12 protein-coding genes are annotated in these 14,035 nt (G+C 47.4%); 9 read left to right on the top strand and 3 right to left on the bottom strand.

Annotated features, from left to right (window positions below; genetic code table 11):
- Window positions 1-2 precede the first annotated feature (2 nt).
- Window positions 3-1,601 carry an IPT/TIG domain-containing protein gene (locus tag ABIE50_RS11290; protein ID WP_209867331.1) on the top strand — a complete coding sequence of 533 codons (1,599 nt, stop codon included), beginning with the start codon at window positions 3-5 and terminating at the stop codon, window positions 1,599-1,601.
- Entirely contained in the window at window positions 1,579-2,265 is a 687-nt protein-coding gene (locus ABIE50_RS11295) for a DUF1415 domain-containing protein (RefSeq protein ID WP_354027967.1), read from the top strand. Before ABIE50_RS11290 ends, ABIE50_RS11295 begins: the two co-directional genes overlap by 23 nt.
- Here ABIE50_RS11295 and ABIE50_RS11300 read toward each other — a convergent pair.
- Window positions 2,260-3,273, bottom strand: coding sequence for a LacI family DNA-binding transcriptional regulator (locus tag ABIE50_RS11300; protein ID WP_209867329.1), 1,014 nt, complete (start codon window positions 3,271-3,273; stop codon window positions 2,260-2,262). The genes ABIE50_RS11295 and ABIE50_RS11300 overlap by 6 nt on opposite strands.
- Window positions 3,274-3,402: 129 nt before the next feature.
- Between ABIE50_RS11300 and ABIE50_RS11305 the strand changes: the two genes are divergently transcribed.
- Window positions 3,403-4,284, top strand: coding sequence for an inositol oxygenase family protein (locus ABIE50_RS11305; RefSeq protein ID WP_209867328.1), 882 nt, complete (start codon window positions 3,403-3,405; stop codon window positions 4,282-4,284).
- A gap of 145 nt (window positions 4,285-4,429) precedes the next feature.
- Window positions 4,430-6,121, top strand: coding sequence for a sodium:solute symporter family transporter (locus tag ABIE50_RS11310; RefSeq protein WP_209867326.1), 1,692 nt, complete (start codon window positions 4,430-4,432; stop codon window positions 6,119-6,121).
- Window positions 6,122-6,149: 28 nt separating this feature from the next.
- Here the strand turns inward: ABIE50_RS11310 and ABIE50_RS11315 are convergent, their stop codons facing one another.
- Window positions 6,150-7,100 carry an NADP-dependent oxidoreductase gene (locus ABIE50_RS11315; RefSeq protein WP_209867325.1) on the bottom strand — a complete coding sequence of 317 codons (951 nt, stop codon included), beginning with the start codon at window positions 7,098-7,100 and terminating at the stop codon, window positions 6,150-6,152.
- 99 nt (window positions 7,101-7,199) lie between these two features.
- Here ABIE50_RS11315 and ABIE50_RS11320 point away from each other — a divergent pair, with 99 nt between their 5' ends.
- Complete coding sequence (locus ABIE50_RS11320; protein WP_209867323.1) at window positions 7,200-8,084, top strand: AraC family transcriptional regulator; 885 nt, start codon at window positions 7,200-7,202, stop codon at window positions 8,082-8,084.
- 6 nt (window positions 8,085-8,090) lie between these two features.
- On the opposite strand, the gene trhA is transcribed toward ABIE50_RS11320, so the two are convergent.
- Window positions 8,091-8,735 (bottom strand): PAQR family membrane homeostasis protein TrhA, encoded by a 645-nt coding sequence (gene trhA, locus ABIE50_RS11325; RefSeq protein ID WP_209867321.1) that lies wholly within the window; start codon window positions 8,733-8,735, stop codon window positions 8,091-8,093.
- Window positions 8,736-8,934: 199 nt separating this feature from the next.
- On the opposite strand from trhA, the gene ABIE50_RS11330 reads away from it, so the two are divergent.
- From ABIE50_RS11330 to ABIE50_RS11345, 4 genes are all read left to right on the top strand, one after another.
- Entirely contained in the window at window positions 8,935-9,522 is a 588-nt protein-coding gene (locus tag ABIE50_RS11330; RefSeq protein WP_209867319.1) for an RNA polymerase sigma factor, read from the top strand.
- A gap of 76 nt (window positions 9,523-9,598) precedes the next feature.
- Window positions 9,599-10,558, top strand: a complete 960-nt coding sequence (locus tag ABIE50_RS11335; RefSeq protein ID WP_209867317.1) for a FecR family protein — start codon at window positions 9,599-9,601, stop codon at window positions 10,556-10,558.
- An 84-nt stretch (window positions 10,559-10,642) separates the two neighbouring features.
- Window positions 10,643-13,582 (top strand): SusC/RagA family TonB-linked outer membrane protein, encoded by a 2,940-nt coding sequence (locus ABIE50_RS11340; protein ID WP_354027968.1) that lies wholly within the window; start codon window positions 10,643-10,645, stop codon window positions 13,580-13,582.
- Window positions 13,560-14,027, top strand: a complete 468-nt coding sequence (locus tag ABIE50_RS11345; protein ID WP_354027969.1) for a hypothetical protein — start codon at window positions 13,560-13,562, stop codon at window positions 14,025-14,027. The genes ABIE50_RS11340 and ABIE50_RS11345 overlap by 23 nt, the downstream gene beginning before the upstream one ends.
- Window positions 14,028-14,035 lie beyond the last annotated feature (8 nt).

The raw sequence follows: 14,035 nt of genomic DNA on the forward strand, positions 1-14,035 counted from the left end.
GTATGAAAAAATATACGTTCTTAATAATACTCCTGGCAGTGTTAGGCGCCTGTACCAAAGATAAGATCAGCTCCAAAGGGGAAGATCCATACAAAGAACAGGTGCAGCCAGCCATTTATATCAACAAAAATGGTATTAATCCGGACCGTGCCCGTGTAGGAGAGGAGGTGACGATAAGCGGGAAAGGATTTCTTAAAAACAAGGATAAACTGGCCATCCTCTTTAATGGGGTAAGTGCGCCTATACTGGAGCTTACAGATACTACCGCGCGTGTAAAGGTGCCTGCGCAGGCAGCCACCGGCAATGTGGCCGCACAGGTGGACCAGCAGTATTTCTTCGGACCTTTTTTCCGGGTAACAGGCACCTTCCAGATGGATACCCTTTTCCCCAGTAAAGTGGCCGCAAATGGAGGCATCGCGGATATTATTCCTGTGGAAGACGGGAAGTACCTGGTGGTAGGTGATTTTACGGACTTCGATAACTCCGGTAAGGAAGGAAAACTTAACCGCGTGGCCAGGATTAATCACGATGGTAAAGTAGATGGCAGTTTTGGGCCCGATAAGAAAAACGGGACCAATACCTATGTGCTCACCGCCGCGGCGTTGCCCGGTCCCGACCGGAAGTATCTGGTGGCGGGCGCCTTTAATAATTATGAAGGCGTAAATTTTGTAAACAGTATTGCCCTGCTGAACAACAACGGTTCCCTGGCGGCAGATAAAATATTCAGTCCTTCCGGTAAGGAAATCACCATTTCTTCCTTAAAAGGCGGTATTTCCGGGCAGGTGAGCAATATGCATGTGCAGGCCGATGGAAAGATACTGCTTACCGGTGTTTTCCGTTTTTATGTACAGCCCAACTATAATCTTACCGGCAGCGTAGGACAGGATTCCGTTCACCTTGATTCCATCCAGATCAACGGATTGGTGCGCTTAATGCCGAATGGCAGCCTGGACAGCACTTACAACTACGACCTGGTAAAACACATGGGTAAAGAAGGTCCCAATGGTTATATCAATCGTTCTATCCTTTTGCCCGATGGGAAGCTGCTGATTGCCGGCACCTTCACCAAATACAACGGGCAGGCGGTGAACCGCATTGCGCGCTTAAATGCAGATGGTACGCTTGATCCTTCCTTCTCCGCAGGCGCAGGCCCCGATCAGAATATCCTGAACATGACCCGGCAACCGGACGGGAAGCTCATCATTGTGGGCCGCTTCAATACCTTTGGAGGACTTAAACGCGTTAATGTGGCCCGTATCAATGAGAACGGGGTCGTAGATCCTACGTTTGATGTAGGCGCCGGCTCCAACGGTTATTTGTTCAATGCGCATTTAATGCCAGGGGGCGAAGTAATTGTAAGCGGCATCTTTTCAGAGTTCAGCGGACTGGTTCGCAACAATATGATCGTACTTACCGATAAAGGCGCTATCCATCCTTCGTATAATACCATCGGCGGCGTAACGCTTGATCAGAACGCCCAGAGCGGCGGTATTACACAGATCCTGCCTGTGGCAGGAGAGAAAGCGCTGCTGGTAGTAGGTACCTTTACGAAGTTCGACTACCGTGATGCCAACCGTTTTGTACGAATTACTTATCCTTAAAAACACTATACCCGGTTACTGCCGGTACCTGCGTATATACGCGGGTACCGGCAGTAATCATTTTCAGCAATACCCTGGTTACCGGGTAGTTATCCGTATCTTCACCGCTATGGTATATAATCCGGAACAGGCTGCAACAGTAATTTCACAAACCCGTAACTGGGTCAGGGAAATTGTGATAGGATGTAACTTCTGTCCTTTTGCCAACAGGGAAGTAAAGAAGAACAGTATCCATTACCAGGTAAGTGGTGCTGCAACACTGTACAGTGCAGGGGAGGAGCTGTTGCAGGAATGTTTGCTGCTGGACAGGGATCCGGCTGTATCTACCACATTGCTGATCTTTCCCGGCGGCTTTGCCGCATTTCATGATTATCTTGACCTGGTGGCGGCAGCGGAAAAAATGATCCACCGGAAAAAGTATACAGGTATTTACCAGCTGGCAAGCTTTCATCCGCTGTACCAATTTGCCGGCACGGAACCGGAAGATGCTGCCAATTACACCAACCGCTCCATCTACCCAATGCTGCACCTTTTACGGGAAGCGGAAATAGCGAAAGCTTTAAGCCAGTATCCTCATCCGGAGAATATCCCCGGGAGAAATATAGATTTCGCCCGTGAAAAGGGTAGCGCCTATATGAAAATGCTGCGTGACAGCTGTTTATAATGCTTTTGTGGAATTTCTTATGATCAGTGAAGATGGAATTACCTGCTGCTGTTCCTGCAGCGGAAAGCTGCTGCTTTTCAAGGCTTTGAAAAGCACGGTGGCCGCGGCATGGCCCATGTCAAAGGCAGGTTGTGACACCGTGGTGAGCGATGGTTGCAGGAACCTCGCGGTGCTCAGGTTGGAGAAGCCTATCACCTGTACATCGCCGGGAATAGCGAGCGAAAGTTCTTCACAGGCCAGGTATACAGCGGTGGCCAGTTTTTCGGTAGTAGCGATAAGGCCGTCGTAATGATTTTGCTTTAAGGCGGCTTTCAATAACTGCCTTGTTTCGGCAGGCTCATTGGAACAATAAAGGATGCTGGTATCAGTAAGCGGGAGCTGGTGATCTGCGAGCGCCTGCCGGAACCCTTCTGCCCGCCTGTTGCTGATGGAAAGATGCCGGGAGGCTGATAACAGGCCTATATTACGGCATCCGCCGGCAATAAGGTGCGCAGTGGCGTTGTAAGCGGCATTGGCATCGTCTGTAGTGATCCTGGCGGCCGTTACTTCTTCACATACCCTGTCAAAAAATACTACGGGAATCTCTTTCACCAGCTGCGCCAGTCCGTGTGCGGCGGCAGCAGTTTCAGTAGTTACGGAAATAAGCACCCCGTCTACCCGGCCGCTCTGGAAATCTTTTAAAATAGCCTGTTCTTTTCCAAAACTTTCATGGGTAAGGTAAATAAGCACATGGTAGCCTTTCTCCTGGGCAACAGATTCTATGCCGTTGATCGCTTCTGCAAAAAAACTGTCGGCTACTTCAGGGATCACCACGGCAATAGTATGACTGGATTTCTTTCGCAGGCTGCTGGCATACGGATTGGGCACATAATTCAGCTCTGTGGCGAGCGCCAGTACCCGCTGTTTCGTTTCTTCGCTTATTTCATGACTGTTACTCAGCGCTTTTGAAATGGTAGCAGTGGATAACTGCAATCTTTCCGCAAGCATCCTGATGGTGACGTTTTCCATATACGGCCGTGTTACTTAATCGGTTAAGTAAATAAAGTTATTCTATTATGCGGAAGATTTTTAAAAAGATCGCATATTTAGAGCAGGATATTTTCCTTTATTTCCACGAACTTTTTAAAATCTGATATTATGGATAACGTTAACGGGCAGCCAAATCCTGCACCACTTACTTCACTGGATCAATGGGAAGATGATTTACTGGAGAGGTATCCGGATCCCGCCAATATCAATAAAGAAAAAAGCACCGCCGAATTCCGGAACTATGAAGCGCCTCCCCGTGATACGGTGCGCGAATTTTACCGGTTAAATCATACTTACCAGTCGTATGCCTTTGTGAAAGAAAAGGAAAAGGAATTTTTGTCTTTCAATAAAAGGGAAATGTCGGTATGGGATGCCTTCGATTTCCTGAACCAGCTGGTAGACGACTCCGATCCTGATACAGACCTTGACCAGTTCCAGCACCTGCTGCAAACATCTGAGGCCATCCGCGCTGATGGACATCCCGACTGGATGGTGCTTACCGGTTTGTTTCACGACATGGGCAAGGTATTATGCCTTTTCGGTGAACCGCAATGGGCGGTAGTGGGAGATACCTATCCTGTAGGCTGCGCTTTCTCAGACAAGATCGTTTTCCCGGAATTCTTCAAAAATAACCCGGATATCAATAACCCGGATTATAATACAAAGTATGGCGTATATGAGCCCAACTGCGGTTTGGAAAATGTGCACCTGAGCTGGGGACATGATGAATATATTTACCAGATCATGAAGGATCATTTACCTGAGCCAGCCCTGTATATGCTGCGTTATCACTCTTTTTACCCGCAGCACCGGGAACATGCCTACGATCACCTGATGAGTGCGCACGATCACGAAATGTTCAAATGGGTAAATCTTTTCAACCCGTATGATCTGTATTCCAAGAGTCCAACTCCACCGGACTGGAAAAAATTAAGACCTTATTATGAAGACCTGGTAGCGAAATACCTGCCATCCACTTTAAAGTTTTAGACGGTGATATGATGGATTACCGGTAAGGAGGCAACTTGCTGAAGTCTTTCCCGGTAATCCTTTTCTTCTGCATGCCGGAATTTGTTATATTATATCCAGGTATTTCCACCCACGTTAAAAAAACTGCTGATCAACCGCTCCACTTATGAGTAATCAACTTGTTGTCAAAGACTACCTGGTATTTGCGTTGTATTTTATAATTGTTGCTGCTTACGGATATTGGATTTATAAAAGAAAGAAGAAGGGAACGGTAACTGCTTCAAAGAATTTTTTTCTTGCAGAAGGATCGCTTACGTGGTGGGCCATCGGCGCTTCCATTATTGCCTCTAATATTTCAGCGGAACAGTTTATAGGGATGAGCGGAGATGGCTTTTTTGTGGGCATCGCGGTATCGGTATATGAATGGGTGGGAGCTGCCGCGCTGATCATTGTGGCGGTATTCCTTATGCCGGTGTATATCAGGAACAAGATCTACACCATGCCCCAGTTCCTGAAAACACGTTACAATGAAACGGTAGCGTTAATTATGTCTGTATTCTGGTTGTTTTTATATGTATTTGTTAACCTCACTTCTATTTTGTATCTGGGCGCCCTCGCCATTAACGGGCTACTCGGGGGCGCCTATTTTCATGAAGTAATGGTGGCACTGGCTATCTTCTCCGTAGTAATTACACTGGGAGGAATGAAAGTAATCGGCTATACCGATGTGATACAGGTGGGTGTACTGATCATTGGCGGCCTGGCCACCACCTGGATGGCGCTGACAGTGGTAAGTGAAAAATTCGGATTGGGGAAAGATGTGCTGGCCGGGTTTAATATACTGGTACGGGAAGCGCCCGACCATTTTCATATGATGCTGAAGAAGCCTGCTGCCGGCGCGCCGCAGGACTATGTGAATAAGTACCTCATCCTGCCGGGCTTTGGTATGTACATCGCCGGGCAGTGGATCAGCAATCTTAACTACTGGGGATGCAACCAGTATATTACGCAGCGTGCGCTGGGAGCAGATCTGCAAACCGCGCGCACGGGTATTTTATTTGCCGGCTTACTTAAAATACTTATGCCCGTAATTGTAATGCTGCCGGGTATTGTGGCGTATGTGTTGTATCAGCATGGTCATTTGCCCCAGCTGGAAGGAGGGCAAAAAGATGGCGCTTACGCGGCCATTTTAACGCTGCTGCCAGCGGGTTTAAAAGGACTGGCCATTGCTGCGCTTACCGCTGCCATTGTGGCTTCACTGGCTGGTAAGTCCAACAGCATCTCCACTATATTTACGCTGGACGTTTATAAGAAATATATCAATACCAAAGCAGATGAAAAGCAGCTGGTATGGACCGGCCGGCTCACCATTATTGCAGCTATCATGATAGGCGTATTATTTACCTGGAACGATGTGCTGGATATTGGCGGCGCCGGCGGTTATACTTTTGTACAGAAGTATTCCAGCTTTATCAGCCCAGGCGTGTTTGCCACTTTTATTCTGGGCATGTTCTGGAAAAGGACCAGTGGCGCTGCTGCCATAGCTGGCATCATTACCGGCTTTGCCGCTTCCCTGTTCTTTAACCAGATCGCTGTAAAGATCTTTGGCCCCGAAACCATTTTGTATTCCGCCTTCCACAATGCGAAGGGAGAATATGAAATACCTTTCTTTATCAGCCTGGGATGGTCTTTCCTCACTACCGTACTGGTAATGGTGGCTATCAGTCTGGCAGGGCCGAAGGTAAGCGCCAAAGCTTTTGAGCTGGACTATGAAATGTTTAAACTGAAGCCTTCTTCTGTAATTTTGATAGTAACGATATTACTGTTGTTGTCCGTTATTTATGTGCGGTTCTGGTAACGTAGTTGCTGTTTGCTTGTTATTTTTATCAGGGTATTTTTACCACTACTTTACCTTGTGTTTTCCCGGAAGCCACCTGTTGATGCGCTTTGGCAATTTCTTCAAACGCATACACCTGTGAAACACCGGAATGCAGCTGGCCCTGCTCCAGCAATGCAGCAATGGATTTCATGTCGTCCCCGTTGGAAACTACGGATAACCGGTGCGTATATACGTTTTTCGCTGCTGCCTGCTGTTTTTGTTCATCGCTGAAAAATATGAGCAGGCTGATCACGCGCCCGCCGTTCTTTACTGCTGCAAGGGAGCGGTCCAGGTGACCGGGTATGCCCAGGGAATCGAGTACAATATCTGCATCTGTTACCACCTGTTCAAAAGCCTGGCTGTTGTAGTCGATATGCTCATCGGCGCCAAAGCCAAGCACGGCTTCTCTTTTAGCAGCAGAGGAAGTACCAATTACATAAGCCCCGAAGTGTTTCGCGATCTGTACGGCATAGTGGCCAACACCGCCCGCTGCGGCATGGATCAGTACTTTATCGCCTTTCTTTATATTGCCATAGGTAACCAGCGATTGCCATGCAGTAAGAGCGGCCAGGGAAGCGGCTGCAGCAGCCTCGTAGGAAGTACCGGCAGGTTTCAGCGCCAGGTGGTTTTCGGGAGCGGCTACATATTGTGCATACGCTTTACCATGACCGGGAAAATTCACCATACCAAATACAGCGTCGCCGGGTTTGAACTGTGTTACCTTCTGGCCTACGGCTGTTACTTCTCCCGCAATATCCCATCCTGGGATAATATCTTCTCCATCCTTCGGTTGCAGAATGCCTTTCAGCGCGCCTTCATTGTGGCTTACAAATGCATCCACCGGGTTAATGGCTGCGGCATGGTTACGCACCAATACTTCGTGGTCGCTAATAACCGGGTCTGGAATGTTCTTCATCTCCAGGTCGCCGCCTGTTTGCTTTAATACGATTGCTTTCATATCCTTGTTTGTTTTTTGTGATTTGATGAATCAAAATTCCAATAAATTTGTAGCTGTACCCTTGTATGAATCAGGGTACCTTTTGTACAATCATAGGTTATGGAAGTAGTTAATTTGTATAAGCCGTTTGATATTATGTATATCGAGGAAGATGTGTGCCCCATGGGTCAGCACCGTATCAACTTTTTTGAACTCGTATATATCGTGAAGGGTACCGGCGCCTTCCACAATAACCAGCATACATTTGAGTATGAGCCGGAAAACCTTTTCCTGCTTATGCCGCAGGATATACAGTATACCCGTATAAAAAGCAGGACCGGTTTCCTGTTTATCCGTTTTAACGGTATCTACCTGGAAGCGCAGCGTACGGGCAATACGTACAGTAACCTGGGCGACTGGGCAAGGAAACTGGAATTCATCTTCCATAATAATTATCATTTCCCAGGTTGTATTTTAAGGAATACAGATGATAAGCCAATTGTACGGGCGCTCATTAACGCGCTGATGCTGGAATACCCAAGGGAGCAATCGCTGCGCAATGAAGTGGTGCAGCAGCTGGTAAATACCATTATCACCATCGTGGCAAGAAATGTATCATTGCTTACGCCGGAGAGGAGCCCGGTAAGCAGTGAAGTATCCAACGATATTCTCAGTTACATCCACCAGAATATTTATTACCCGGAAAAACTGCGTACTGAAAAACTGGCTGCGCAGTTTAATATCTCCCAGAATTATATCAGTGAATATGTGAAGAAGTTAACGGGAGAAAGCATACAGCGCTATGTTACCAATTACAAGCTGAAACTGGTAGAAACGCGCCTGCAGTACAGCGATATGCGGATGAGTGAAATTGTGGATGAACTGGGCTTTACAGACGAAAGCCATCTGAACAGGACATTCAAGAAATACACCGGCATTAATCCTACTGACTACCGGAAAAAAATGTGGGCGGAAAAAAACTACCGCCCGGGGATGAGCGGTTGAGAAAACCTACATGGCCAGCAATACCGCCACATAATGACAGATAGCCGCTGCCAGCACCAGCAAATGCCAAATGGCATGTGTATAGGTATATTTATCCCAGATATAAAAAATAACCCCTATTGTATACAACCCGCCGCCAATGGCCAGCATAACAATTACCGGGAGGGGAAGGCTGTCGAAAAAACGGCGGCCGCCAAATACCATGATCCATCCCATCAGCAGGTAAATGATGGTAGATACAATATCGTATTTCCCCGTAAACCAGATCTTGAACAATACGCCTGCCAGTGTAAGTCCCCATAAGATGGATAGCAGCGTAATGCCAAAGGCATTATTCATATATACCAGCAGGAATGGCGTATACGTGCCGGCTATTAAAAAGTAAATGCTGATATGGTCAAATACCAGGAACAGTTTTTTTACGGCCGGCTCCTGTGTGAGGTGGTAAATAGTGGAGCTGGTAAACAGCAGAATAAAACAGAATGTGTAAATACAGGCGCCTACAATGCCCGGTGTATTATTGTGCGTGGCGGCAATCCCGGCCAGCATCGGCAATGCGCTTACCCCGAAAATGATCCCCAGACCATGTATCAGCCCGTTTACGATCTCCTGTTTACGGCTATATCCCTTTTCATTCATTACAACTGCCATCCGGTTAATTTTTCTGATGTTAACACCTTCCCTGCATCCATATGCAGTATCGGCGCAAAAATAAGTTAATATTGGCCAGTGTGGGGATAGAGTTTATCTATTGAGATATAAAAGGGTTTGTTTTACAGGGGGAGTTGATTCTCAGCATAAATAAGCGTAAGTTAGACCACCAATATTTTCTTCAAAGCACTTCATTCCTGTGGATACGAACGAAATAAATGAAGCCACTATTAAAGAGGCGTTGAAACGCGGCGACAGGGAGGCGCTGGGTTTATTGTTCCGCCTGTATTACCCCCGGCTGCTAGGGTATGCGTGTAAATTTGTGACGAAAGAGGCTGCGGAGGATATTGTGCAGGATGTATTTATACAATTACAGCATAAAGGCTCCGCCGGCGATATACGGCAAAGCCTGCAGGGCTATCTTTTCCGTTCTGTTCACAACAGCTGTGTGGATCATTTAAGGCACCAGATGGTGCATCGCCGTTATGTAGATGCCGCCCTTACTACCCTTTCTCTGGAAGAAGCAGCCTGGTACGACCCGGAAAAGGGCCGGCAAAGCCTGGTGTTCACCGCCGGCGATGAGCAGGTGCTGCAGGCCATAGGGCAGCTGCCGCCAAAATGCCGCGCTATATTGGAGCTCCGGTATAAAGATGGTTTGCGGACCAGGGAAATATCCGGTATCATGGGAATATCTGCCCGCACTGTAGAAACACAACTCTATAAAGCTATGAAGCAACTCCGGTCAAATATTAAAAAGATAAAGATCCTTATCTGGTCGCTGTATTGATCCGCCTCCCCGGCTGGTCAGATTTTTTTTTATCCACGTACGTAGAATTGATTTACTCATCCGTCTTTATATTATCATGGAAGAACAAGATTTTGATTATAACCTCCTTGTTGCGTTTATTGAAGGAAAAGCAGACGCCGGTGAAAAGACGCAGGTACTTGAATGGTTGCACCAGAGCGAGCAACATAAACAGCTGTATTTCCAGGTAAAAGACATCCTCGATTATGCAGCCGCTCCCGGCGTCACCGCTGAGGAAGCAGACCTGCGCTGGCAGGAGATAGCCGCCAGGTTAGCACCTGCGCCGGCCAAAGGGAAAATAGTATATCCATGGTACCGGGTGGCTGCTGCGGTGGCTATATTAATGATACTGACTACGGCGGTATTATATATATGGTTTCCCGCCCGTCCTGCATTGGTAACCCTCACCAATACCGAAGCTGCTCCCAGGGCGGTACGGCTGCCAGATAGCAGCGAGGTATGGCTGTTGAACGGGAGTGAACTGAGTTATACACCGAGTTGGGAAAGAGAAAGGGAAGTAACCCTGAAAGGAACCGCCTTTTTTGAAGTAAGCAAGCATACAGAGTATCCTTTTACCGTGAAAACACAACAAATGGACATCGTGGTACTGGGTACCTCTTTTATTGCCAACAGCAGCCCTACTACCGCTGCAGCAGCAGTAACCGATGGTATGGTTAAGGCGATATTACCTGGGAAAGAATGGACGCTGAAACCCGATGAAGGCGTTATTTTTGAAAACGGGAAAAGCAGTAAGCAGATAGTACACGGCAGCTATTACCGGATGATGAAAGCAGGCTTCTTTGATTTTAATAATACCAGCATCCGGGAAATTGCGGAAATTTTGCAGGTGGTATATGGTTACCAGGTAACAGTCCGTCAGCCGGAGGTATTACAGGAATACAGTATGAGCGGCCATATGGCCATCAGTGATGAAGAAAACCTGCATAAGGCAATTGAAGTGATTATGCACGTAACGATAATAAAAAATGGACAACAAATAATTATTCAACCAAAATAGCGATCAGACGATAAGGAATGAATCAGGAACAATGAACCTGGAAAACGAAAACCAAAATTAAAATCAGATAAATCAAATCCCGTTATGAAGAATTTGCTTCCACTTAAGTGGGGACTGGCACTGCTATGCCTGGCTACCAACGTGTTTGCCGCTGACGACGGCTTACGGCAGAATTTCGCTGTTAACAGCCATAACAGTAATGCCTATACGCCGGAAAGCGGCGGGTTCTCCCGAGATACCCAGCTAACGCTCAAAGTAGCGCTGGAAGAAATATACAGGGTGAAAGGGATCCTGTTTATTTACAACGACCGGCAAATAGAAGGCATCAATTTTCCCAGCCAGTTACTGAAGCTGGAAGTAAAGCCGTTGATCACTGCCATTGATAAAATACTCACGAGCCATCAGCTGCGTTGCAGTAAGCTTAACAATAAGCAGTACCTGATAGTGGCTTTATCAGAAAAAGATGCGCCGGCGGCCCAACTGGCGGAGCAACCCCGTAAGCCTGCAGTGGTCATCTCCGGCAATGTAAGGGACGGTATAGGTAACCCGCTGCCGGGTGTTACGGTAAAGCTCAGTCGCTCCGGTAAAGGTGTTATCACCAATGCCGCCGGTCACTATGCCATCGACGCAGAACCGCTGGATACCCTGGAGTTTTCTTTTATTGGGTATAAAAGACAGGTGCAGCCGGTGCGTAACCGCCTGGAAATGGATATTACCATGGAAGCAGAAGAAGGAGGCCTCAATGAAGTGGTAGTAGTAGGTTACGGTAAGCAACGTAAAATAAGTCTCATCGGCGCGCAAACAGGAATTAAAATTGAAGAGCTCAAACAACCGGTACGTAACCTCAGCACCCTGCTGGCAGGGCGCCTGGCAGGTATTATTGGCGTGCAGCGCAGCGGTGAGCCGGGTTACGACGATGCACAGATATGGATCCGCGGGATCTCTACCTTTACGGACAGTCGCCCGCTGGTACTGGTAGACGGCGTGGAACGGCCTTTCTCCAATATTGACCCCGAAGACATTGAAAGCTTTAACATCCTCAAAGATGCTTCCGCTACCGCTGTATATGGCGTGAGAGGCGCCAACGGCGTGATCGTTATCACCACCAAAGGAGGAAAGGCGCAAAAAACGCAGATCAATGCCGACATCAACAAAGGTATTACCCAGTTTACCCGCCTGCCTCATTATGCAGACGGGGTAACGTACATGAAAATGGCCAATGAAGCTACTACCACCCGTGGCGGTACTGCCCAGTACTCTGATGAAGCCATCCGCAAAACCGCCTCTGGTGAAGATCCTGAGCTGTACCCCAATGTGAACTGGATTGATGAAATTTTCAGGAAGAATGGCAGTAATAAACGCGCCAACCTGAATATGCGCGGTGGTACAGATATTACCAGCTATTATGTTTCTCTTTCTTATTACGATGAAATAGGATTGTTTAAGAGAGATGATCTTGCCAGATATAATTCCGACATAAAATTTACCCGCTATAATTTCACCTCCAACCTGAATATGAAGGTGACTAAAACCACCCGGCTCGAATTTGGCGTACAGGGATATATCGGTAATGGTAACTATCCCGGAACAGGTACAGACGCCATCTTTGATGCTGCCATCAAACTGCCGCCAATTGTGCATCCCCCGAAATATTCAGACGGCAAGATCGGTGGTCAGCGTACCGGCGATGTTACCAACCCATATGACCTGCTCACCCAAACAGGTTATGCCACTGAGTTCAGGAACCAGATCTTTTCAAACATCCGTCTGCGGCAGGATCTTGGCTTTCTTGTGAAAGGGCTTTCCTTTACTTCCATGTTTTCTTTCGACAGCTACAACCTGCATAAAATGGCCCGCACCAAAACGGTGGATAACTGGATCGCCACCGGCAGGGATGCGGATGGTAAGCTGATCTTTGAACAAACCCGTATCGGAAGTAATTACCTGTCGTATGCCAGGAGCAACGGTGGTAACCGCCAGTTTTATACAGAAACGGCCCTTAACTATGATAACACTTTTGGCAAACATCGCGTAGGCGGTTTGCTGCTGTATAACCAAAGCGATAAGATCGATGCTTTTAAAGATGATTTCATTGGCTCTATCCCTCGCCGGCAGCGTGGCCTGGCAGGAAGGGGCACTTATTCCTGGAATGATAAATATCTCGCGGAAGTAAACTTCGGTTATAACGGCTCTGAAACATTTTCTCCCAACAGGCGCTATGGATTTTTTCCCTCTGCAGGCTTAGGCTGGGTAGTATCCGGTGAAAACTTTTTCCAGCCCGCCACTAATGTTATACAGTTCCTGAAGTTCCGCTTCTCCTACGGCCTGGTGGGTAATGGTGAAATCCTGGATGGCGACAATATCCGCCGTTTCGCCTACATCCCAATTGTGGCATCTACCACAGGTTATACTTTTGGAAAAGACCGTAATAACAATTTCAATGGATATGATATCGGCGAATACGCCTCTGATGTAACCTGGGAAACCGCGAAGAAAACAAATCTGGGGATGGAGATCACCACCTTTAGAGATAAGCTGAATATCCAGGTGGATGTTTTTAAAGAGAACAGGAAGAACATTTTCCTGCGGCGCTCTTCCATACCTGCTATGATAGGGCTTCGCAGCAATCCTTACGGTAACCTTGGTAAAACAGAGAATAAAGGTATCGATATCTCGATAGATTATAATTATAAGATAGGCGCCGTACAACTTAATCTCAAAGGTAACTTCACCTACAACAGGAATAAAGTAATTGATGACGATTTACCGGCATGGGCTTACCCGTATCTGGAAAGAAAAGGGCAGAAGATCGGGCAGCGCTTCGGCTACATTGCAGAAGGTTTGTTTGCTGATTCTGCTGAGATATTGAGAAGCCCTGTGCAAAACGGTAACGTACGCCCGGGCGATCTGAAATTCAAAGATATTAATGGCGATGGTATCATTAATGCGTACGACCAGTCGGCCATCGGCTACGGATCTGTTCCCGAAATCGTATACGGTTTTGGGTGTAAATGCAGCATATAAGAATTTCTCCATTGGCCTGTTCTTCCAGGGTATTTCCAATGTGGATATCTATGCCTATGGGGAAGGTTTTGTTCCCTTCCAGCAGGGCGGTACCCGCGGTAACCTGATGGATGTGATCACCGACCGGTGGACGCCGGAGAACCCTAATCCTCATGCGTTTTACCCACGCCTGTCGTTTGGAGATGTGAATGATAATTATAAGCCGAGCACCTGGTGGGTGAAGAACGGTCGTTACCTGCGACTGAAAAACGCTGAAATCAGTTACACTCTTCCCAACTCCTGGCTGAAGCGCGTGGGTGTGCAGCGTTCCCGCATTTACCTGATGGGATACAATATTCTCACCTTCAGCCCTTTCAAACTATGGGATGTGGAGTTGGGAGAAGGTCGCGGTACCAAATACCCGCAGCTCACTACCTATAACGTAGGCGCATCATTTCAGTTTTAAAGCTAAAA

The sequence above is a fragment of the Chitinophaga sp. OAE865 genome (genome assembly GCF_040546735.1).
Classification (GTDB): Bacteria; Bacteroidota; Bacteroidia; order Chitinophagales; family Chitinophagaceae; genus Chitinophaga; species Chitinophaga polysaccharea_A.

Excerpts from the sequence above, each read along its gene's own strand:
- ABIE50_RS11290 (WP_209867331.1), top strand. The coding sequence starts at position 3 with ATGAAAAAATATACGTTCTTAATAATACTCCTGGCAGTGTTAGGCGCC.
- ABIE50_RS11300 (WP_209867329.1), bottom strand. The coding sequence starts at position 3,273 with ATGGAAAACGTCACCATCAGGATGCTTGCGGAAAGATTGCAGTTATCC.
- ABIE50_RS11305 (WP_209867328.1), top strand. The coding sequence starts at position 3,403 with ATGGATAACGTTAACGGGCAGCCAAATCCTGCACCACTTACTTCACTG.
- ABIE50_RS11310 (WP_209867326.1), top strand. The coding sequence starts at position 4,430 with ATGAGTAATCAACTTGTTGTCAAAGACTACCTGGTATTTGCGTTGTAT.
- ABIE50_RS11315 (WP_209867325.1), bottom strand. The coding sequence starts at position 7,100 with ATGAAAGCAATCGTATTAAAGCAAACAGGCGGCGACCTGGAGATGAAG.
- ABIE50_RS11320 (WP_209867323.1), top strand. The coding sequence starts at position 7,200 with ATGGAAGTAGTTAATTTGTATAAGCCGTTTGATATTATGTATATCGAG.
- trhA (WP_209867321.1), bottom strand. The coding sequence starts at position 8,735 with ATGGCAGTTGTAATGAATGAAAAGGGATATAGCCGTAAACAGGAGATC.
- ABIE50_RS11335 (WP_209867317.1), top strand. The coding sequence starts at position 9,599 with ATGGAAGAACAAGATTTTGATTATAACCTCCTTGTTGCGTTTATTGAA.
- ABIE50_RS11340 (WP_354027968.1), top strand. The coding sequence starts at position 10,643 with ATGAAGAATTTGCTTCCACTTAAGTGGGGACTGGCACTGCTATGCCTG.